This is a genomic window from Mycetohabitans endofungorum, assembly GCF_037477895.1.
GTDB lineage: Bacteria > Pseudomonadota > Gammaproteobacteria > Burkholderiales > Burkholderiaceae > Mycetohabitans.
The window spans coordinates 1,104,522-1,127,426 of the sequence record NZ_CP132744.1; the positions used below are offsets into that span (position 1 = coordinate 1,104,522).

At 58.6% G+C, this 22,905-nt stretch carries 13 protein-coding genes and 2 pseudogenes; 6 read left to right on the forward strand and 9 right to left on the reverse strand.

All coding sequences use genetic code 11. The annotated features are described in order from the left end of the window. Positions 1–470 precede the first annotated feature (470 nt). The 6 genes and pseudogenes from RA167_RS04945 to RA167_RS04970 all read left to right on the forward strand — a co-directional run bounded on the left by RA167_RS04945 (position 471) and on the right by RA167_RS04970 (position 15,884). The gene (locus RA167_RS04945) at positions 471–3,857 is read left to right on the forward strand and encodes a Tc toxin subunit A (RefSeq protein ID WP_237574313.1); all 3,387 of its coding nucleotides are present in this window, start codon (positions 471–473) and stop codon (positions 3,855–3,857) included. Positions 3,858–3,879: 22 nt separating this feature from the next. Then, a complete protein-coding gene (locus tag RA167_RS04950; protein ID WP_076786822.1) occupies positions 3,880–7,482 on the forward strand; it encodes a neuraminidase-like domain-containing protein in 3,603 nt (1,200 codons plus the stop codon). A gap of 84 nt (positions 7,483–7,566) precedes the next feature. After that, positions 7,567–12,009, forward strand: coding sequence for a SpvB/TcaC N-terminal domain-containing protein (locus RA167_RS04955; protein WP_076786824.1), 4,443 nt, complete (start codon positions 7,567–7,569; stop codon positions 12,007–12,009). A 39-nt stretch (positions 12,010–12,048) separates the two neighbouring features. Next, entirely contained in the window at positions 12,049–15,342 is a 3,294-nt protein-coding gene (locus RA167_RS04960; RefSeq protein WP_076786826.1) for an RHS repeat-associated core domain-containing protein, read from the forward strand. After that, a pseudogene (locus tag RA167_RS04965) lies at positions 15,342–15,648 on the forward strand (M1 family aminopeptidase); the annotation flags it as partial. The gene RA167_RS04960 and the pseudogene RA167_RS04965, both read left to right, overlap by 1 nt. Positions 15,649–15,701: 53 nt before the next feature. Next, the gene (locus RA167_RS04970; protein WP_338877268.1) at positions 15,702–15,884 is read left to right on the forward strand and encodes a hypothetical protein; all 183 of its coding nucleotides are present in this window, start codon (positions 15,702–15,704) and stop codon (positions 15,882–15,884) included. 163 nt (positions 15,885–16,047) lie between these two features. Here the strand turns inward: RA167_RS04970 and RA167_RS04975 are convergent, their stop codons facing one another. From RA167_RS04975 to RA167_RS05015, 9 genes and pseudogenes are all read right to left on the reverse strand, one after another. Next, positions 16,048–16,467: an ExbD/TolR family protein gene (locus RA167_RS04975; protein ID WP_076786830.1), complete on the reverse strand. Its 420-nt coding sequence runs from the start codon at positions 16,465–16,467 to the stop codon at positions 16,048–16,050. Between the two features lie 13 nt (positions 16,468–16,480). Next, complete coding sequence (locus tag RA167_RS04980) at positions 16,481–17,215, reverse strand: MotA/TolQ/ExbB proton channel family protein (RefSeq protein ID WP_076786832.1); 735 nt, start codon at positions 17,213–17,215, stop codon at positions 16,481–16,483. A 93-nt stretch (positions 17,216–17,308) separates the two neighbouring features. Beyond that, positions 17,309–18,007: an energy transducer TonB gene (locus RA167_RS04985; protein WP_083706097.1), complete on the reverse strand. Its 699-nt coding sequence runs from the start codon at positions 18,005–18,007 to the stop codon at positions 17,309–17,311. 328 nt (positions 18,008–18,335) lie between these two features. Further along, positions 18,336–18,584, reverse strand: coding sequence for a (2Fe-2S)-binding protein (locus tag RA167_RS04990; protein WP_076786834.1), 249 nt, complete (start codon positions 18,582–18,584; stop codon positions 18,336–18,338). A gap of 105 nt (positions 18,585–18,689) precedes the next feature. Continuing rightward, positions 18,690–19,556: a glutamate racemase gene (gene murI / locus RA167_RS04995; RefSeq protein ID WP_076786836.1), complete on the reverse strand. Its 867-nt coding sequence runs from the start codon at positions 19,554–19,556 to the stop codon at positions 18,690–18,692. Between the two features lie 27 nt (positions 19,557–19,583). After that, positions 19,584–20,063: a bacterioferritin gene (gene bfr, locus RA167_RS05000; RefSeq protein ID WP_076787836.1), complete on the reverse strand. Its 480-nt coding sequence runs from the start codon at positions 20,061–20,063 to the stop codon at positions 19,584–19,586. A 112-nt stretch (positions 20,064–20,175) separates the two neighbouring features. Further along, on the reverse strand, positions 20,176–21,699 hold the full coding sequence (locus RA167_RS05005) for a fumarate hydratase (RefSeq protein WP_076786838.1): 1,524 nt from the start codon (positions 21,697–21,699) through the stop codon (positions 20,176–20,178). A 49-nt stretch (positions 21,700–21,748) separates the two neighbouring features. Then, on the reverse strand, positions 21,749–22,321 hold the full coding sequence (locus RA167_RS05010) for a TIGR00645 family protein (protein WP_076786840.1): 573 nt from the start codon (positions 22,319–22,321) through the stop codon (positions 21,749–21,751). 313 nt (positions 22,322–22,634) lie between these two features. Next, positions 22,635–22,790, reverse strand: a pseudogene (locus tag RA167_RS05015) (EamA/RhaT family transporter); the annotation flags it as partial. Positions 22,791–22,905: the final 115 nt, after the last annotated feature.

Below are 22,905 nucleotides of genomic sequence, written 5' to 3' on the forward strand. Positions count from 1 at the left end.
GCACGACGCTTGGATACGTGGTGAGTCGCAGTCAAATGATGAGGTGATTTGCCAGCGAACAGGCGCATCGCAGTAACCGTTTCGGCTGAATACAAACGACGTCTGGAGGGAAGAAAATGAAGAAGTACCCCAGCTTGAGCATCATAGACTCGCGCCTGCGTGGCAAGTCTACTTTTCCTGTTTTATTTCGTTCCCAAACTTTGTCCGCTTAACGTACAGCGGGACAGCTTTGCTGTGAGCGCGTTGTGCGTCATCACGACGTTTTGCATTCAAGATAGGTAGGTGTTGAGCGCCGTCGTTTGAGGCAATCAATCTCTCGTATGGCAGGCTCGATTAGATGGCCGCGGGTGTAACACTGACCTAACCAAGCGTGGTACCCTTTTTATGTAAAATGATGAGTACAACGTAAAAAATGCGTTTTGCTATGTTGTTTGCGTCGATTTTACAACGGTTCATGAGGCCAAAATCGCTTGCGCTGCAGCATTCGAACTGGAAAGTGGCGTGGTTGTTCTAAGGCACGTACCCACCTTTCCCAACTTATTCCCTTATTGTTTAGCGTTCTAAAAAAGATGGCAGACCTACTCACCTTTCAGTCGGGCAATCCAGACCAACGGCTGCTTGATGCCGGCTATCGCAATGTGTTCGACATCGCGACGATCAGTCGTGCCGCCTTTATCGAATCCGTGCCATCTCTAACTGCGCAAGATGCTCGCGCAGTGTACTGTCAGGCGCGTGAGCGCGCGGCCAATTTGAAGGCCCTTTATCGCGCCTGGCAACTGCGCCAGGAGCCGGTGATCCAAAGACTCGCGAAGCTCAACACCCAGCCTGACGCGCCCGCCTTAAAAGAGGCGCTGGTTCGCAATATTGGCGGTGATGGCGACTTCTCTGATTTGATGGAGCGAGCCAGCGCCTATGCGGACGCTGCCTCCATTCAATCGCTGTTTTCACCAGGCCGTTATGCTGCCGCGCTGTACCGCGTGGCGAGTGCACTGCACGATGCAAATTCCAGCAGTTTGCATATTGATCAACGTCGGCCGGATCTAAAAAACTTGGTGTTGAGCGAAACCACGATGCAGCAACAGATCACGTCGCTCGATCTTTTGCTGCAGGTGCTGCAATCGGGCGGTGAGCATATCGACGCATTGTCTGATCGATATTTTCCGATGACGCTGCCCTACGACGACAATTTGGCGCAAATCAATGCCGCGTTGTCGGCTCAGGCGAGAACGTTAAATGGCCTGTGGGACACGCTGACCGATGCCACCGCTCAGGCCGTTTCGCAGCAAGTCTCTGCGTTCGGTCCTGCCCGTCGCGCCGGGAGTGCGCGGGCAGACGGTGATTACCTGACGGGCAATGTATTTTATCTGCAAGCGCTAGACGGCGACACAGAGCCCATGGTGTATCTGTCACATTATACAAACGGCAGTGGGATCATTGGCGCGCAACTGGTCGCGGGCAATGCTGATCATGCAGCCGCAGCCATCGTAGCCCCTCTGGTGTTGAGCTGGTCAGTTGAACAACATTGCTATTACTTGGGTGTCCCGGACGGGACACAGATGGCAGGTAGCTCCGCCAACGTGTTAAATGGCTGCTTTCTAAGAGGCAATCACAATACCAATCCCGATAAGGACGGGGATTTTGCGCAGATGGCAAGCCGATCGGGTGGCACTCAACCTCGACCCAGTTTTCATTTGCCGATCACGCTGATACCCGGCAGGCAAAAAAATCAATACTATTTGAAGACCGAAAAAGGGTATGTTGGGGTAGACACTTCCGGTCAGTCCAACTGGAAAGACGCACTAACCGTAACGGCTCCACGGGATAAGGCGCTGTTGGTGACGATGTGCAAAGATGCCGAAGGCAATCCGATCGAAGACGGCTCAACGCCGTTTCCCGAAGTCGTATTTGAGCAGCCCTCGCCACCGGCGCGTGAGACGTTGTCGCTGACGCCGGTCAGCTATCAGCTGATGACCAACACTGAGTTGAGCGAAACGGATATCGTCGACCATTACGGTATGGAGGACGCCAGTTTGCGCAGTGCGGGCTCGTTAGCGACGACGCTCAATTCAATTGCCATCTTCTGTGAAAAAACCCGCCTGCGCTTTAACCAATTGCTGGAGCTGACCGCGCAGTACGCTTACGATAAAAACGGCAAGGAAAGCGGCGCGCGCAGTCGCTTTTTACAGTTTGGCAAGCAAGAGCCTGTTCGAGTGAACGAGTACGGTGCAGCCTATTTGAATGGTGCATTGGACGACACTGAGACGGACCCAGCCCGCTATTTGTGGGTACAGAAAGATGGCAAAAACTTGAACTTGACGGATGAGACGGTGGTCGAGTTGGCAGGCCGTGCAGAAAAACTGGTGCGCCTGTCCAACTTAACCAGCTTATCGTTTGAGGCGCTGGATTGGGTGATCGTCAATGCGAGTCGCTGCGTACCGGAACATCACAATAAGCCGGTACTGGACAAACCCGTGCTGGAAGCCTTGGCCGAATATGTGCGGCTGAAACAGCGTTACGGTTTGGACGTCAACACGTTTGTGACTTTTATCGGTGCCGCAAATCCGTATGCGCCGGGTCAAGTGCCTAGCTTTTACGCGTCCGCGTTCCGCCCGGCCGACGGTGGTGACACGATTGCGTTGGGCACAACGGTGAACTATGCACGAGATCAGCAGGATGCGCTGTCCGCTATCTGTTGCAAGGCGCTGAGTGTGACCAGCGACGAGTTCGAGCGGATTGGCCGTTGGTGTTTCGGGGACGCAGGCAAATTTACATTGGACGAACACACCGCAGGTCAGCTGTATCGCTTTGGTGCAATTCCGCGTTTGCTAGGGCTGACATTCACACAAACCGAAGTGTTGTGGCGCTTGATGGCCGGTGGGCAGGACACACTGTTGGAACAGCTAGGGCAGCCGCAGTCGCTGGCGCCCTTGGCGATTTTGAGCCGCACGGAAAAGATCCTGGACTGGATGGCTTCAGTGGGACTAAACCTGCTCCAGCTGCAGGGAATGGTGAGTACTGTTTGGAGCGGCACGGCTACCGCGGAGATGTTTAATTTTCTGAAAAACGTCTGTGATAGCGTCAATCCCTCAAGCACCGCTGCCACTCGGCAGGACGCGCTGGACGAAGGATTGCAGCAAAAAGTATTGCGTGCGTTGGGTGCGGGCTTCAATCTCAAAAGCAATGTAATGGGTGGAGTGACCACGTGGCTAGAGAAACTCACAGTGGATACAGAGAATGCATATACGCTGGCTAACTACTGGCATGCCATTCAAACACGGTTCAGTCAAGCCAACGTGAGTTTGGACGACTTGCAAAAGGATACGGCGCTTGTACTGGCGACGCAGCGCCTCAGTCAGCTGGTGCTGATTGCGCAATGGCTGACGTTGACCGAACAAGACTTGCAGTTGCTCACAAGTTACCCGGACCGCCTGGTGGCCGGAGCCATCACTGTTCCTGCACCGGATATGACATTGCTATTGACGCTGTCGCGCTTCAAGCAGTGGCAAACGCAGGTTGTGGTTTCCCGTGATGAGGCGATGCGCTGTTTTGATCAGCTCAATGCTCAGGAGATGACGTTTGACGCGGCCGCCGCGCTGATCGCGTCGCTGCATAAACTGGACACGAAGACCGTCGCGCAAATGAATGCCTCATTATTGGGAAAAAACACATGGCCGAAAAGCTTTGATGTGCTGTGGCAATTGCTAACGTGGTTGCGTGTGGGGCAAGCGCTGAACGTTGGGACCACCACGTTGGAGCAACTTCAGACGATGATGCGGGCCGACCCGTCCGCTGAAGACCGTACCTTATTAGCGGCCGTGGCTCAGAATCTAAGTGCAGGGATCAGCGCCCATCAATAATCGAATTCAAAGGAAATCAGTTATGTCAGCTTCGCTATTTTCCCAAACTTTAAAGGAAGCGCGACGCGACGCGCTGGTCGATCGCTATATTGCGACGCAGGTGCCGACGGGTTTGAAGGACAGCATCCATACCGCCAATGATTTGTACGAGTATCTGCTGCTGGACACCCAAATCAGCGATCGTGTGAGCACGTCACCACTGGCCGAAGCGATTAGCAGCCTGCAGCTGTTTATCCATCGGGCGATGGAAGGCTATGACGGCGAGTTGGCGAGCACCGCGAAGCCTTACTTTGCACAGGATAAGTTCCTGTACAACTGGGACGCTTTTAATCGACGTTACAGCACGTGGGCTGGTAAGGAGCGGCTTAGGTTCTATGCGGGAAATTATATCGATCCCACGCTGCGGTTGAATAAGACCCAGCTATTTCGGACCCTAGAGCAAGGGATATCGCAAGGGAAATTAAGTGACTCGCTGGTTCAGAAAAAGTTAGGTGAGTATCTAACTGAGTATAATACTCTTGCCAACCTTGAGTATATTAATGCGGCCAAAGGCGAGGATGAAAAGGCTGTATTTTTTGCAGCACGAACTCAAAGTCAGCCTTACAAATTTTATTGGAGAAAGCTAACGCTAGTCACTAGAGCGAATGGTAAGTTGGTGCCAGACCAGTGGACTGAGTGGCGGGAAATAACTGCTGGAATCGGGGATCCGTATAAGGGTTTGGTCAAGCTCTTTTGGGATAAAAATAGATTGAATGTTTGCTGGTATAACAAAATAGATAAGGGCAGTGAGGGATTTAGTTACGCCAAAAATATTTGGGGTATGGATAATAATTTTAGTTGGGGCTCAAAGGGAAAAATGTTTGCATGTCACTTTGAGGAGATTGAGAGAAAAGGTGTAACTGGCACCGTTGAAGATCAACATGTAAAAACGCAATATACTTCTGATGCAGAATTTATATTTTCTGGAGATTATTTCGTTTTTATCAATTCTGATACGGGTGCAAGACCAAGCTTTGGAGTTACGCTGGTAGATGAATTTGGAAATGTATTTAAAGAATTAAAGGATGTGGGGAGGTATATATTAAATAATAATGATTTTTCTCAAAAAAAGATTTTGAAAATTGCTCATGGGGTGGGCGATTCTAGCTCTAATTATTTAAAATTTGCATGCAATACAAATTTCGATAATTTAAAAAAAATTGAAAAATTAAAAAATTTTATAAATTACGATAGCTACGGGGAATTTGTTGAATCTGAAAATTTTAAGTTGCCAAGTGGTGAAGAAATTATACTGAAGCTGCCAAAAAATGTCGATTTGGCTAAGCTTTTTTCTGATCGGCAGGATGCGCTGTTTAATTACAGCTTGCAAAAGGATTTAGGCGGTCTAACCGCGTTTAGCGGCCCTTACGGAATGTACATTTGGGAAATTTTCTTCCATATCCCGTTCCTGGTGGCCGTACGGATGCAAACCGAACAACGGTATGACGAAGCAAACACTTGGTTTAAGCGTATCTTTAATAGCAGCGGCTATCGCGATGACGATGGTAATCCGCTTCACGATGACAGCGGCAATCCACGCTATTGGAATGTGATGCCGCTGCAGCTTGACACTGCCTGGGACACGAGCCAGCCGGCGACCACGGACCCAGACGTCATCGCGGTGGCCGACCCAATGCACTACAAGCTAGCGATCTTTCTGCATGCGCTGGACTTGCTGATCGCACGGGGCGATCACGCGTATCGGATGCTGGAGCGCGACACACTAGTCGAAGCCAAAATGTATTACATTCAGGCGCAGCAACTGCTCGGACCGCGCCCGGATATCCGCATCACGAACACGTGGCCCAATCCGACATTGAGCGCCGAGGCGGGGGCGATTGTCGAGCCGACCCGCAGCCGTCCATCCGACTCACTCACCTTCGCGAGCTGGCTGCGCACGGGTGACACGGCCGACATGGGTGACGGCCATTTCCTGCCGCCGTACAACGATGTGTTGCTGGGCTACTGGGACAAACTTGAACTGCGCTTGTATAACCTGCGTCATAACTTGAGTCTTGATGGTCAACCGTTGAATTTGCCGCTCTATGCGACGCCGGTGGACCCGGCTGAACTACAGCGCCAGCAAGCCGGAGGCGACGGCGCCAGCAGCGGTGCGATGGACGGCCAGAGCCATGTGCAGGGCTGGCGTTACCCGCTGTTGGCAGATCGTGCGCGCAACGCGGTGGGTTTGTTGACGCAATTTGGCAGCAGCCTGCAGATAGCGCTTGAGCGTCAGGACAATGAAAAGATGACGCTGTTGCTACAGACGCAGCAGCAGGTGGTGCTGAAACAGCAGGCAGACTTGCAGCAAAGTAACCTGAAAGGGCTGCAACATAGCTTGAGCGCGCTGCAAGCCAGCCGTGACGGCGCAACATTGCGCCAAACTCACTTTCGTAACTTGATTGACGGTAACTTGTCCGAGGCGGAAATCGCTGGCTTGACGCTGCGCAGCACCGCGATGACGACCAATCTGGCGGCGACGGGGTTACTGATTGCCGGTGGCATCGCGAATGCGGCACCGAATACATTTGGTCTGGCCAACGGTGGGTCTCAATGGGGTGCGCCTGTGCTAGGTGCAGCGCATGCCACACAGGCTGCGGCGAGCGCGCAGGATCAAAGTGCGGGCATTTCGGAGGTGACGGCCAGCTATCAGCGCCGTCAGCAAGAGTGGCAACTGCAGCATGATATTGCTAAAAATGAAGTGACTCAGCTGGATGCACAAATCAAGAGCCTGACCGAACAAATTGCGATGGCCCAAAAACAAATCGCATTGGCTGAGACCGAGCAAGCGCATGCCCAGGCGCTGTACGAGTTTCAGACCACCCGTTTTACCGGACAAGCTTTATATAACTGGCTGGCTGCGCGCCTGTCCGCGCTCTATTACCAACTGTACGATGTTACGCTGCCGGTATGCCTGCAGGCAAAAGCGGCGCTTGTGAAAGAACTGGGCACCCAAGACACCGATGGTGTGTTCCGGGTACCGGTATGGGACAACTTGTGGCAGGGTCTGCTGGCGGGCGAAGGGTTAAGTGTGGAGCTGCAAAAGCTTGAAAGCGTGTGGCTGGCACGTGGTGCTGATGGATTGGAGGCAACACGTACGGTATCATTGAATACATTATTTGGTGCCGGTACCTTTAGGAAAATCATTCAAGATGTGTTGGATGGCAAATCCGTGTCACCGTCCGGGGGCGTGAGCCTGTCGCTGCAGGACAATGTTTTCCAAGCCACGCTGGACTTGAGCGTGTTAGAGCTGGACAAATCCTACAACATGAAAGAAAAGGTACGTCGCATCAAGAGCGTTGCGGTAACGCTGCCGACGCTGCTGGGGCCCTATCAAGACATCGAGGCGACGCTGACATCAGGGACGGAGACGGCGACGCTCTCGCACGGCCTGAACGATAGCGGTCGGTTTGTCACCGATTTTAACGACAGCCGTTTCTTGCCGTTTGAGGGCATGGATGTCACTCAGGGCACGTTGTCGCTCAATATTTTCCATGCGGGCACGGACGATAACGCACAACGAGATGTGGTGGCGAACTTAAACGACATCATCGTGCACCTACATTACATTATTCGAGACGCGTAGTTCCTGCTTCACATTTGCTCGCAGGCACTCGTTGGGCGAGTGCCTGGAGGATAAAAAGTACTTCAGCATTCCTCAGGAGTCACTATGTCAGCGCAGTCAGCTTCCGATGTCGCCCTATCCGAGCCGACGCTACCCAAAGGCGGCGGAGCCATGCGTGGGCTGGGCGAGGCGTTCGGGCCGGTTGACTCGTCGGGCGTCGCGACGATGACGCTGCCGCTGCCCGTGTCGGCCGGCCGTGGCTACGCGCCGCAACTGGCATTGCGCTATGCGAGCGGCAGGGGTAATGGCCCGTTTGGCGTCGGGTGGAACATCGGGCTAGCCAGCATTGGGCGACACACCGCTCGCGGCACGCCGCAATACGGCGACGGCGACGCATTCGTCGGTCCAGGCGGCGACGTACTCGAGCCGGAGCGCGATGCCGATGGCGCTGTGGTGCCACCTGCTGAGGTCAGTACCTATAACGGCCTGGCATTGGACGACACCTATCAGGTGGCGTGTTACTTTCCGCGCATCGAGCGCGGTTTTGCGCGCATTGAGCATTGGATTGGCAAAGCCAACGGCGGTGACTTCTGGCTCGTTCATGACGCGAGCGGTGATCTGCATTGCTTTGGCAAAACAACCGCAGCCCGCATTGCCGATCCAGCGCAACCGTCGCATATCGCGGTGTGGTTGCTCGAAGAATCGGTCTCGCCCAACGGGCAACACATTGGGTATGGGTACAAGCCGGAGGATGATGCCGGTGTCGACCTGCAAGGCAGTGAAGCGAGGCGTGACCATGCCGCCAATCGCTACCTGGCCCAAGTGAAGTACGGCAACGTGTTGGCAGCCGACGCACTGTATCTGTTCACTTCATCGAAGCTAGATGACCAGTCATGGTTGTTCTCGCTAGTGTTCGATTACGGCGAGCGTGGTACCGACCCGCAAACCCGGCCATCATGGTTGGCGACTGAGCATTGGCCGGTTAGGCGCGATGCGTTTTCACGCTACGACTACGGGTTCGAAGTGCGTTGTCACCGTTTATGTCGTCAGGCGCTGATGTTTCATCACTTTCCGGAAGAACTGGGCGAGCCCGCCACGCTAGTCGCCAGGCTGCTGCTCGAGTATGACGAGAATCCGGTGCTTACCCGGCTCGTTGGCGTGCAACGGCTCGCTTATGAGCCAGACGGCACGCTGCAATCACTGCCGCCGCTGGAGCTGGACTACACGCCGTTCGACGCTTCGGTGTCATCGGGCCAGTGGCAGCCATGTGAACTTTTTCCCGGATTGAATAACGCGCATCCGTACCAACTAGTGGATTTGCACGGCGAAGGCATCGCCGGCCTCTTGTATCGAGTTGGCTCCCTCTGGTATTACCGGGCGCCGATGCGGGCTAGCGGCGGCGGCGATGCGGTGACCTACGACGCGTGGCGGCCACTGTCCGAGATCCCGTCACTACAGTCATCGGCGATGGCGCTGACGGATATCAACGGCGATGGCAGGCTGGACTGGCTTGTTACGCAGCCTGGTCTGGCTGGCTACTTTAGCTTGGCGCCCGACGGCACTTGGTCGACTTTTACGCCGTTCTCGGCGCTGCCCGTCGAGTTTTTCAACCAGCAGGCGACGCTGGCCGATTTGATGGGCGCGGGGCTGTCCGACCTCGCGCTCATTGGTCCCAAGAGCGTGCGCTTGTACGCAAACAAGCGGCACGGCTTTGCGGCCGGCATCAACGTGGAGCAGGCATCGACACTTCCCATTGCCGGGCGCGATGCACGAGAGGTGGTGGCGTTTTGCGACCTGCTGGGCTCTGGCCAGCAACACCTGATCCGCATTCGCTGCGATGAGGTGACGGTCTGGCCAAACCTTGGGCGGGGCCGCTTTGGGCAGCCGTTCAGTTTTGCGCCATTGCCCTTCAATGCGCAGCAATTTGATCCTGCTTGCGTGTACCTGGCGGATTTGGATGGATCGGGCGCGGCCGATCTGTTATATGCGCAAAGCGACCACATCCGTATTTTCTTTAATCAATCGGGCAACGGGTTTGCACCGCCCGTCGATCTGGCCTTGCCGCCGGGCGTGCGCTTTGACCGGCTCTGTGCGCTCAGCGTGGCGGATATCCAAGGGCAGGGCATGGCCAGCGTCGTGCTATCGGTGCCCCATCCGAGCCCGAAGCATTGGCGCTACGATTTCGCCCGTGCTAAGCCCTATTTGATGAATGTCATTAACAACAACATGGGGATGGCGCACCGGATCGTCTACCGCAGCTCGGCTCAGGAATGGCTCGATGAAAAGCAGCAAGGCACGTGCTCAGCCAGTGGTCTGCCGTTTCCGGTGCACGTGGTGTCACGGCAAATCCAACTCGATGAAATTTCCGGCAATCAGCGGGTCCAGCAATACCGGTATCGTCAAGGTGTCTACGACGGGCAGGAGCGGGAATTTCGTGGGTTTGGCTTCATCGAGACACAAGATACGGGCGAGGATGCGAAGCCCGCGGGGCGCAATGTCAGCGAGGCACCGCCGCGGTTGACTCGAACCTGGTACCACATGGGTCGGCAGGATGACGAAACGGCGCTGTACGGCGAGCCCTGGCAGGACTCCAAAGCGTTCGCTTGCCACCCGAGCCGTTTGACCCGATGGGATGCAGAGACAAGCCAGGATGTGTTGCTCGACGATCCGGATGCAAAGCGCCGATGGTGGCTATACCGCGCGTTAAACGGCAGTGTATTGCGCAGCGAAATCTATGGTTTGGACGGTGCGCCCCACCAGCAGGTGCCCTATCGCGTGACGGTAGCCCGTTATCAGGTGCGCGAGGTCCAGGCGGCGGGTCGCGATTACGCCCCGGTCGCTATGCCGTTGCCGCTGGAGCAGCTGGACTATGCGTACGAGCGCATCGAGGGCGATCCACAGGTCAGCCAGACGGTGACTTTGCGCATCGATGCCTATGGTGTGCCGCTGCATAGCGTGACGGTTCACTATCCCCGGCGCGCCAAACCGGCGACGTCGCCTTACCCGGATACGTTACCAGATACTGCCTGGCACAGTTCGTACGACCCACAGCAGCAGCGCCTGCGGCTCACTGAGCAGCGCGCGAGCGTTTGGCATCTGACGCATCCCCAGCAGTGGCGGCTGGGTTTGCCGTGGCAGCAACGCAGCAACGCGTTGACCTACGACGCGGCGCGCGTGCCGGCCGGGGGACTGAATTTTGAAAATCTAAGCCAGGCGGATGGTTTGTTGGGTGATGACCAGGTGCGCGTATTCGGCGGTCAAAGCGTGGTGGTGTACCGGGACACGGACACCCAGGGCGCCCCCAATTTCCTGGCGCTGGTCGATCACCAGGAAGTCGCGGAGTTGGATCAATCGAGCCTGGCCGCCTACGGCGGCTTATTCGATGAGCCGACGCTGACCGCAAAGCTCGTGGACGCCGGCTATCAGGCTTCACCCACCGTACTGGCCGTGCCCAATACAGTGGAAGCGCCGGTGTGGGTGATCGCCAGCGGCTATCGCACTTACCGTGGGCCAGACAGCTTTTATGTGCCGAGCGAAGTGCAAAAGACTAAACTCACCGGTGCCACGCAGCTCTCGTTCGATCCGTATTGTTGTGCGGTCACGCAGGTACAGGACGCGCTGGGCAACACCACGTCGGCGCAATACGACTACCGATTTCTGCAGCCGTGGCGCATGACGGATGTCAACGACAACCACCATGAAGTGCAGTTCGATGCGATGGGCCGCGTAGTGGCCAGCACATTCTACGGCACGGAGCAGGCGCGCGACGTGGGATTTGATCCCATCACGGTTGCCCCGGTACCAACGAGTCTGACGGTGGAGCAGGCGATTGAGCAAGCCGGGGCCTCGACGCAGCGGGTGGCGAGCGTTCATGCGACGGATCTGTTTGCGTGGATGGGTCAGGTGTCCCGCTCAGAACTGTCGCCAGGAGAAGTGGATGCATGTTGGCAGCAACTGATCGCTGAACGGTTCATCACGCCCCAGGGTTACATTCGCGCAAGCGCGCGTGACGGGCTGCGTGGCGGCGTGCTGAAGCGCCTTTCCGAACCTGTGCGCCAAGCGCTCGCCCGCGCTACACGGAACCCGGTGAACGCCGTGACGCTGACCGCTGACCGCTATCCGAATGACACAGAGCAGCAGGTTCGGGTGGATGTTGCGTATACGGACGGCTTTGGCCGCACGCTGCAGGGCTGTGCCAAGGTGCCCAGCGGGTTGGCGTGGCAGCGTACTGCCGACGGCGAGATTGTCGTCGATGTCGATGGCAAGCCAAAGGAAGTGGATACCGGTTCAGCACCACGCTGGGCCGTGTCGGGGCGGATCGAATACGACAACAAGGGTCAGCCGGTGCGCCACTACCAACCCTACTTCATGAATGACTGGGCGTATGTCGTGGATCGCGCGATGCGCAGCTGTGGTTATGCGGAGACCACCTACTACGACCCGATCGGGCGGGCGGTGCGAGTCGTGACCGCGAAAGGGTATGAGCGCAGGACGAGTGTTTATCCGTGGTTTGTCGTCAATGAAGATGAAAACGATACGGCTGGCTAATCCTGCCAACGCAGGGTGGACTAACACGAAAGGTATGCGATGAACGAAACCAACTGGGAAAACGTCTGTCAAGGCACGCCGGTAATACACGTGATGGACAACCGCGGGTTGGGCATTCGCACGCTTCACTACAATCGCGACAGTAGCACGTCGGCGTTGGACGAGCGCGTGAGTGTGGCGCAATACACGGAATTGGGACATCTGCTGTCGATGACCGATGCGCGCCTGTTTGACGCGCAGCAGCAGGATCCTACGGTGGCACCCAATGTGCATTGCGTCAGCTCATTGAGCGGTCGCGCGCTGCGCCGTGACAGCGTGGACGCGGGCTTGAGCGTCGCGCTGTTCGATGTGGAAGGGCATATGGCCTGGAACCAGGATGGTCGTGGCACCCAATGGCGGCAGGTCTGCGACGCGTTGGGGCGTGCCGTTGCCACCTACGTTCAGGCTTCACAAGAGGTCGAGCGGTGCCACGAGCGCATCCTCTATGGCGAACAAGTGCCCCAGGCGTCGGCGCATAATCTGAGAGGCCAGGTGGCGCGCTATTACGATTCGGCGGGCCAGGTGCGTACGGCAGGATACACCCTAAGCGGGAAGTCATTGCAGGATACTAGACAGTTGCTGGTCAACCGGGATGCCCCGGCTAATTGGGCGGGCGAAGACGAAGCAGCGTGGGCGGCTCAACTGTCGGCCGATGCGTGGACCACCGAGCGGCAATACGATGCGCTGGGCGAAACGGTCTGGCAAACGGATGCGAAAGGTAACCGGCAGCGCCTTCGTGTCGACGTGGCGGGTCGGCTACAGATGAGTTGGCTAAAACTAGCCAACGCGAGTGACGAGCAGATTATCGTTGGCGACATCCAGTACACCGCCGCCGGTCAGCGGCTGAGCCAGACAGCCGGCAACGGCATGGTCACGACCTACGACTATGAAGCCCAAACGCAACGCCTGCTGTGCACGAACACGCGCCGCGACGATGGCACGCCGCTGCAAGCGCAGGAATATACGTATGATCCGGTTGGCAACATCCTGACCGTGGGCGACGCCACACAGCCAACCCGCCACTTTCGCAACCAGCGAGTGGCACCGCTGCACACATACCGCTACGACGCGCTGTACCAATTGCTGGAGGCCAGCGGACGAGAGAACGCCCCGGCTGGCCGTCAGGGGCTGGGCCTGCCGACACCGCAGCGCGATCCGATCAATTTGACCAACTACACCCGCAGCTATACGTACGATCGGGGGGGCAACCTCACCGCGATTCGCCATCAAGGCCAGGGGGACAACGCTTATCGCAACGATATCGTGATTGCGACCCGAAGCAACTACGGTGTCGCGCAGACTGAACAAGGCAATCTGCGCCCGGAAGACATCGACGGCGGCGGTTTTTTTGATTGTAATGGCAACAGTTTGCAATTGCAGCCCGGCCAGCCCGTTGGTTGGAATGAGCGCAACCAGTTAAGGCAGGTGACGATCGTCGATCGCGGCAATGATGATGACAATGACCGGGAAACGTACGGCTACGATGGCAGCGGGATGCGGGTGTGGAAACAGCGCCGCACGAAGACCGGCAGCACGTGGCGCACCGAAGAGGTGATCTACCTGCCGGGTTTGGAGCTTCGCACGACACGCGTGGGCGAGAACGTCGAAGAGGCACTGGACGTGGTTTCTGCTGCAGACGGCGCGGTGCGCGTGTTGCATTGGCATGCCGGGCAGCCCACACAGATACCGAACGACCAATATCGCTGGAGCGTGAGTAATCTGATCGGCTCGGTGAACCTGGAGCTGGACAGTGACGCCCGCATTCTGACGCGCGAAGAATACTACCCGTACGGCGGCACCGCGGTGTGGGGCGGCAACGATTGTGAAGTGAAATATAAGTTTGTCCGGTATGCAGGTAAGGAGCGTGATGCGACGGGCTTGTATTACTACGGCCATCGCTATTACCAGCCGTGGTTGGGGCGCTGGGCAAGTGCCGATCCAGCAGGACCGGTTGATGGTCTGAATCTTTACGCGATGGTGAGAAATAATCCCATCAACCACGCGGATCCGAATGGGTTAAAGGCATCGAATTGGCAGCTATTTAAAACCATGGCAAAAAAGCACGGCCCGAAGGTGGTGCCATGGGTAGCGCCGATCGTAGCGGCGGGCGCCATAGCGTTGGGCGCGCCGGCTGTGGTCATCGGCGCGGTAGCGGCGACTGCAGGGCTCATTTACTCGGGCTACCAAGGTTATAAAGCTTTCCAGCGATTCAGACGCGGCGACGCAGGGGATGCGACCCGGCGTCACCAGGAATCTGTCATTGCGACGGCGTCCCCCAAGCAACTGAGTTTCTTGAGCAAAGTCGGTAGGGCATTGCGCTGGGGAGGAGCGGCCGCCGCGGTGGCGGGGGGCATTGCCGCAGCCGTCGGCGCAGCGCCGTTTGTTGTCGCGGGCGTGGGTATTGCGGCGGCCATTGGCGGTGCGGTATTTGCGGTGTCGGCCGCCTCACGGCTTGCACGAAGGCATGCCGCTCATCAGGCTCACCAGATCCAACGGGAGGGTGGAGGAATCCTAAGTTACGGCGCTCGTTCTGCGGCCACTACGTTTGTATCAGCCGAGATGCATGGCGCCTCGCACACTGGAGCCGCGGTGGCAATGGCCGGTACCGCGCCGATTTCAGTTTTAGGGTGGGCGGAACAAAATGCTGAAGCGAGCGTAGCTGGTGCCCATGCGGGCGGCGTGGCGGTGGGGGAATATGAAAGTATTTCACGAGCCGTTGGCGTTGAAACGGCGGCGGATATACCGGCGCTTGTTGGGACGGCATTGGGCGGTGGTGCAATGGGTTATCTACACGGCCAACTTGAAGGAGCCACAGAAGTAGGTCAGGCGGCTGGGGCGATGGCACGCCAAACGCGGGCCCGGCTTTGGCTGGGATTCGATGCCATCAATGCGTACACCCGGAGTTTGGGCGAATCTATATTCGACACCGGGGTTTCGTTGGTTCGAGATGTCGCCCATTCTATGGGGCTGACTGGAGGGCGCTCATGGGGGGGACGGGCTGCTCAATTCGGGTGGCGCGTGGCAGGCTGGTTGTTGGGGAACCGGATCAGGGCGGCGGCAGGGTACGCGATTGGAGGCGCCGTTTTAGGTGCGGTGGGAATCGGTGCACTCCCAGCGAGCACCGGTGCGATAACATTTGCCACTGCAGCGGGCGGGGCTGCTTACGGAGGGTATCACGCCCTGCCCGAGGGCGGGTTTGTCTCAGGTATGCGGCGCATAGCCACCGGAATAACCAATAGGGTGACGACCTATTGGATTACGTTTCCTAACCTCGGCACCAGTTCAATCGCTTGAATCTGCTCACGCTGGATTGGTGGGACGACGTGTGGCTGAACGAGTCGTTTGCGACGTTCTTTGAGGACAAGACCAAGATCCGCTTCTTCCCGGACCGCTTCAATTGGGCCGACGAGGTGAAGAACCAGTATCGTGTGATCGCGGCGGAACTGAAATCATCGGTATTCCCGGCTCAGCCCAACTTCAACACGTACGCGTCCAATGACTTCGTGCTGAGTGCGGGCACGTTTGTCTACGATAAGTGCGGCCAGGTGCTCAAGGATCGAGGGCTATCTGGGTGAGCAGGTGCTGCGCGGCGCGTTGCAGTCCTAATTGGCCGATTTCCGGCGCGCCTGACTAACCTGAAGCTGGAAGCCAAGTTGCTCGTGGAAGCAGGGCTGGCTGATGCTTCGCGCCCAACCAGCATCGATTCGATTGGACCAGCGCCGGCGGCACAGCTGCGTATGCTGCGCCGTGACACGGCGGGCTTTGCGCAGCCGAGCGTTGAGCGCCGCGTGCCGCGCTTGCTGGGTCCGGTCAAGCCGCAGCCCAGCGTCCGATAGGCGGCAAAGTAGCCCCTAGCCGTTGGCCGGGGACAGGGTTGCTCGGGCTCAGGACGTGCGCGTTATGCCGTCATGGTGAAAGGCGGCATGACGCGCCGTGTTCTTGGACAACCTTAAGTTCCTGCCAGCTGGTCACCCCGGTCGGTCGGCTCGGCCGCCGCACTCAGTGCGCCTTAGGCTCGGTCACGAACCCGATTTTGGCCAACCCGCCCGATTGCGCATAGGACATCACGTCGGCTACGCGCTCGTACGCGACCTTGCGATCGGCTCGCAAATGCAGTTCCGGCTGCGGGTGGGTCTGCGCGACGGCGGCGATCTTGCGCTGCAACTCAGCGTCGGACACTTTGACGTTATCCCAGAACACGGTGCCATCGGCATTGACCGACACCGTGACGTGCGCGGGCCGCACGTCTTGCCGCTGGCTGCTTGCGTGCGGCAGGTCAAGCTTGACTGCGTGTTGGATCGCCGGAATCGTCACGATGAAGATGATTAGTAGCACGAGCATCACGTCGACCAGCGGCGTCATGTTAATCTCGTTCATCAGCCCGTCGTCATCGTCGTCCGCAAAGGGGGGCATGGCCATTGTCGTACCCCGCTCATTTGCCGGCTGTGGCCAGTCGCGGGCCTTCGCCGCGCTGGAGCGTCGAAGACAATCGTTCGCCTGTTACGAAGTACGCGTGCAGTCCATGCGCGAAGCGATTCAGCTTGGTCACCACGGCCTTGTTCGAGCGGGTTAGCGCGTTGTAGCCGAGTACCGCGGGAATCGCGACGAATAGGCCGAATGCCGTCATGATCAGCGATTCGCCCACCGGTCCCGCAACCTTATCGATTGACGTGTCGCCGGTTGCTCCGATCGTCAGCAGCGCATGATAGATGCCCCATACGGTGCCGAATAGGCCGACGAACGGTGCGGTGCTGCCGATCGATGCTAGGATCGCCAGCCCACTCTGCATCCGGGCGACGCAGTCGTCCATGGTGTCCTTCAGGCAGCGCGTTATCCAGTCCGAAATGTCCATCCGGTCATGCAGGTGGGGCTGGCTCTTGTGATGATGATCGGCGGCTTCCTTGCCGGACAGCGCGAGTGCGACAAACGGGTTATCGGTGGCGCTGGAGCCGGTCGAGCCAAGCTTCACGAGACCTTCGGTGAAATCGTCGGAATGCCAGAACTGCTGCTCGGTGTTACGCGTCAGGCGCCGCAACCGTAGCACGTTCCATCCTTTCATTAGGATCACGCTCCACGACAGCACTGACATGATCAATAGTGTGATCGCGATGCCGCGTGTGACGAAATCCCCTTGCGCCCATACGTGGGCCATACCGTAGTTCTGCATGGTGTTTCCTTCGGATCCTCGTTATCGGTGACGCTGTTGAGCGGTGGGCTCGGCAATGGGCGCATCGGCGGCGCGGTATCAGCGCGGCGCTGCTCAGTCGCTCAGATTGAACACATACGGCTGGTCGGCCGTAACCCGGATCGGTTGCCCATTTTCAATGTACGGCCGGCACGTGCTAGCTAGCGCGGCATTGCGTGCGGCGGCGTCCAATCGATCATAACCGCTGCTTTTCTTGACCGTGGCCCGTTCCACCTTGCCCTCCGGACCGATGACCAGATTGATGATCACCGTGCCCGTTTCCTCGCGTCGTCTGGACAGGGCGGGATAATCGGGCCGCATGATCTGGCAGTCGAGTTTGGCGACGCCCTTGGGTACGCCCTGCGCGACGGCCGGGCGAGGGCTCGGCGCGGGTGACGCGGGCTCGGCGGCCGGTGCCGGCGCGGGCGCTGCTGGGGGCGCCGGCAGCGTGGGCGCCGATTGCGATGGGGTATCACGTACCGGCATCGGTGGTGTAGGCACCGGCGTAGGATTTTTGACAACGGGCTTGGGACTGGGCCGCGGCGTGACCACAGACTTGGGCTTGGGTTTGGGCGCCGGCGCCGGCGTCGGCGTGGACTGCACGGCGACCGGCGCCGGCGGGGCCAGCAGTTCGGCCATGATTGGCCGGGACTCGACCGTCACGGTCGGGACGGTGTCGGCACGCCCATAAACCAGCCATGCGATCACGCCGGCATGCAGCAGTGCCACTACGGCGAGCGTGGTCGTGTAATGCGCGACGGGGCGCGATTTCATCGGCGAGGCTGCACTGGAGCGCAGTGCTCCAGCCAAACTGGGAGAAACCTGCATATTAGCGTTGGCCAACGGCAGATGCACGGGGGGCGCGACGCGGACAATGGCCGACCTTGCTTCGATGCGAACCGGCGTGTGCCCAACTCAACGTCGAAAAATCAGAAAAGAGATGCATAGCGTTGTCGCGAATCCAAGCAGCAGTTCCATGAAGTCCTCCGAGAGCGAGGCGAGGTAGCGTGGCTGGCTCGCGCGTCGCGCTGGCTGGCACGGAGAAAGACGGATCTAGGCAGAACCGACGCGGCATCGGGCTGCAGCCCGGTATCAATCGGCGTCAGGCCGCCTTGCGTTCGTAGAACGTAACCGGCGCCGGTGCCACATGACGCGCCGGGTTGGCGCCGGGGCCGCACAGGCTAGGGCACGCGCCGCAGGCGGCGACCAGATCACGCACGGTTTCCTCGCACTTGCCGCAGCACGTTGCCACGCCCAACTCAAATTGCAATTCGTCGAACGTCGATGCACCGGACTCCAGCCATGCACGGATAGTACGGTCAGAAACAGACTTGCACACGCAGACGATCATGATGCGCTGACAGCTAAAGTTAATGCGAATTATTATCATTCTTTGTGGCGACGTGCGCAAGCGAGATTGATGATTTTTTGTAACAGCGGGGCGGCTAACCTCGCGTCAGGCCGGCACGTTGAGATAAAGCGGTTCCGACGCTATTTCGACGTGTTCGGCAGCTACGTTGACGCCGAGCAGTTGCCAAGCGATACGAGTCAATTGCCGGGCGTCGCCTGTGGTGACGAGCCGCAACGGTGTTGGCACGGGTGTTGGTTCGGTGTGTGCGGCGGCGGCCGGGCTCGTGTCGGCCAGTAACTGCTGGTCGGTCAGCCGTCGCACCAGTTGACGTGCGATGGCTTCGCCGGTGTCGATGATGTGAAGCTGGTCGGCGGTAATGGTGCGTACCGCATTTAGCAGAAACGGATAGTGGGTACAGCCCAGCACCAATGTGTCGGCGCTGGCGTCCAGGATTGGCTGCAGGCATGCGGACAGAAGCTGTATGACGACCGGCGAATCGATGTCGCCTGCCTCGATGGCGTCGACCAGGCCATGGCCTGCCTGGCACACGAATCGGCAATCGCCGCCGTACTGGGCGAGCAGCGCGTTGAAGCGCGCGCTCTTGAGCGTGCTGGCGGTCGCCAGTACGCCGGCCACGCGGGTGCGCGACTGCAACGCGGCAGGCTTGATGCCCGGCTCGACGCCGATGATCGGCAGCTGTAGCCGCTCGCGCAGCATCGATACGGTATGCGCGGTGGCGGTGTTGCAGGCCACTACAATTGCCTTCACATGTTGCGCCGCGAGCCACCGGCCGATGCCCAGCGTGCGCGCCGCGATGAACGTGTCGTCGCGCTCGCCATACGGCGCGTAGCGGGAATCGGCGCAATACAGCAGCGCCTCATCGGGTAATGCCGCACGGATCGCGTGCAGCACCGATAGACCCCCGACTCCGGAGTCGAACACGCCGACCGGCGCCGTGTTGCGCATCGTCATTATCACCGTACTGGTGGCTGCCGTCGCTTACGATTGGACGGCCGTCATCACGGACTGCTGGTAATTCTGGATGCCCACCTTGTTGATCAATTCGAGTTGTGTCTCGAGCCAATCGATATGCTCTTCCGTGTCGTCCAAGATGCGGCGGAAGATTTCGCGTGACACGTAGTCCCGCACGGACTCGCAATACGCAATCGCTTCCTTACAGGTCGTTTGCGATGCCAGTTCGAGCTTCAGGTCACATTCAAGGATTTCCTGCGTGGTCTCGCCGACCAGTAGCTTGTGCAGATCCTGCAGATTCGGCAAACCGTCGAGCATGAATATGCGCTCAATCAGCCAGTCGGCGTGCTTCATTTCACCGATTGACTCGTCGTATTCGTGCTTGCCCAGCTTGTCCAACCCCCAGTGTCGGTACATCCGCGCATGCAGAAAGTACTGGTTGATCGCTGTCAGTTCGTTTTTCAACTGAGCGTTCAAATATTCGATGACTTTTTTGTCGCCTTGCATGATCGGTTCCTTGTTGGGGACAGGCACGGATGGTGTGCAAGTCATTGTTCGAATAGAGCAGTCCGTTGCCCGCTAAATGGGAAGCCGCGCAGCTGCGCGGCCCGCCGATTCACTACGCGGCCGCAATCGAAACCTTGCCGATCCTGGCCTGCCATTGCTTTGGGCCAGTCTGATGGACCGACGTGCCGTTGGCATCGACTGCCACGGTGACCGGCATGTCCTTGACCTCAAACTCGTAAATGGCTTCCATCCCAAGATCTTCGAACGCGACCACGCGCGAGCCGCGGATTGCCTTGGACACAAGATACGCGGCGCCGCCGACCGCCATCAGGTAGGCAGCCTTGTGCTGCTTGATCGCATCGATCGCGACCGGGCCGCGCTCGGCCTTGCCAATCATCGAAATGAGGCCGGTTTGCGCGAGCATCATCTCGGTGAACTTATCCATCCGCGTCGCGGTCGTCGGGCCGGCGGGACCGACGACTTCGTCGCGCACCGGATCGACTGGGCCGACATAATAAATCACGCGGTTTGTGAAGTCGACTGGCAGCGGCTGGCCGTTGGCCAGCATGTCCGCAATGCGCTTATGCGCGGCATCGCGTCCGGTTAGCATTTTGCCCGAGAGCAACAGCGTCTGGCCCGGCTTCCAGCTGGCGACTTGCTCGCGCGTCAGCGTATCGAGGTCCACGCGTTGGCTGGTCTCAGTGTTCGGTTGCCAATGCACATTGGGCCACGCCTCCAGCGGCGGCGGATCCAGCCGCTCGACGCCGGAGCCGTCGAGCGTGAAGTGCACATGGCGGGTCGCCGCGCAGTTCGGAATGATCGCAATCGGCTTGCTGGCCGCGTGCGTGGGCGCCGCCATGATCTTCACGTCCAGCACAGTCGACAGACCACCCAGCCCTTGTGCGCCGATGCCCAGCGCGTTGACCTTTTCGTGCAACTCAATGCGCAGCGCTTCAATCCAGTCGCGCGGCCCGCGGGCGATCACATCTTGGATGTCGATCGGATCCATCAGCGATTCCTTCGCCATCAACACCGCCTTCTCGGCGGTGCCGCCAATGCCGATGCCGAGCATGCCCGGTGGGCACCAGCCGGCACCCATCGTCGGCACAGTCTTGAGCACCCAGTCAACGATCGAATCGGACGGGTTCAGCATCGCGAACTTGGACTTGTTTTCCGAGCCGCCACCCTTGGCTGCCACCTGCACGTCAAGTTTGTCGCCCGGAACGATCTCATAGTGGATCACTGCCGGCGTGTTGTCCCGGGTGTTCTTGCGCGCACCTTCGGGCGGATTGACGATCGAAGCGCGCAGCACGTTATCTGGGTGCGTGTAGCCGCGCCGCACGCCTTCGTTGATCATATCCGTCACGCTCATCGTCGCGCCATCCCAGCGCACGTCCATGCCGACCTTGACGAACACCGTGACAATGCCAGTGTCCTGACAGATCGGGCGGCGCCCCTCGGCGCACATCCGGCTGTTGGTGAGGATCTGCGCGATCGCGTCCTTCGCAGCCGGGCTTTGCTCGCGCTCGTAGGCGCGGCCCAACGCCTGGATATAGTCCAGCGGATGGTAGTAGCTGATGTATTGCAGCGCATCGGCGATGCTTTGGATCAGGTCTTCCTGCTTGATGACTGTCATGGTGCTTTTCTCGTGGGGGTGCTGCGTCGGTTGGCAGCGGAATCAACGCTCAATCGTGGTTCGAAGCGGCGACTGAAACAGGCGCATGCGGCGCGTGCGATGTGAGCCGGTCCACCCAGGCCATCACGAGCGCCGATAGCAGGAACGCGGCGTGGATCAGCACTTGCCACATCACCGCCTGCGACGAATGCTGGTCGGGATCGATGAAGGTCTTGAGCAAGTGGATTGACGAGATGCTGATCAGCGCCATCGATAGCTTGACCTTCAACACGCCGGCATTGACGTGGTCGAGCCACTCTGGTTCGTCCGGGTGGCCCTCCAGACCCAGTCGCGACACGAACGTCTCGTAGCCGCCGATAATCACCATGATCAGCAAATTCGAGATCATCACGACGTCGATCAGCCCGAGGACCACCAGCATTACATTGGTCTCGGTCAGCGACGCCGCGTGCGATACCAGGTGCCAAAGCTCCTTGAGGAATAGGAACACATAAATGGCTTGTGCGAGGATCAGGCCCAAATACAGGGGGAGTTGCAGCCAGCGACTGAAGAAGATCAGCGATGGCAGCGCGCGCATACGGCGCGGCCCAGACGGCGGAAATGGCGGGTGACTGGAAGGCATCGTGCAGCTGAATAAACGGTGTCGCACTGCCCGTGCACGCGCGCGGGCAGGGGCGAACGCCAGGGTGGGATCAAAACGCGGTTATTGTACCGCGTCGCAGTAGAATTGCCGCGGCGCGCCCCGCTCAGCCGATTGGCGCGGCACGCTCGGCTCACGCGTGGGTGATGAGTCACGCGCGGATGTCGGGTCACGATGCGACCGACGGGACACTAGCCGGCCACATGCTGGCCCACGCAATGCCCGGCGACCACGCATGCCAGCGTGTCCCCGTGCACTGCGCTCAGACGTTCGCCAAGAATGACGATCTCGTATGCAGCGGCCAGAGCATGCCGATCGCGCTTATGAACCGCAGTAACGCGAATAGCGCGAAGACCGGCACTGGCACGCATACGATGATGCTTTTGCCAATGCCAGCGTTGGTGCCGACGAGCAGCATCGCGCAGAGGGGCAAGAGGACGTAGCGGTTCACTGCGGGGACACGGCGAATCCGATGCCGTTTAGCTTTTTCTTAATTGAGCAGGCATTGTAGGGTTCATTGTAGAGTTCTGGGTAAGCGCCAGCCAGCACGTGAGCCGATGCGGTGC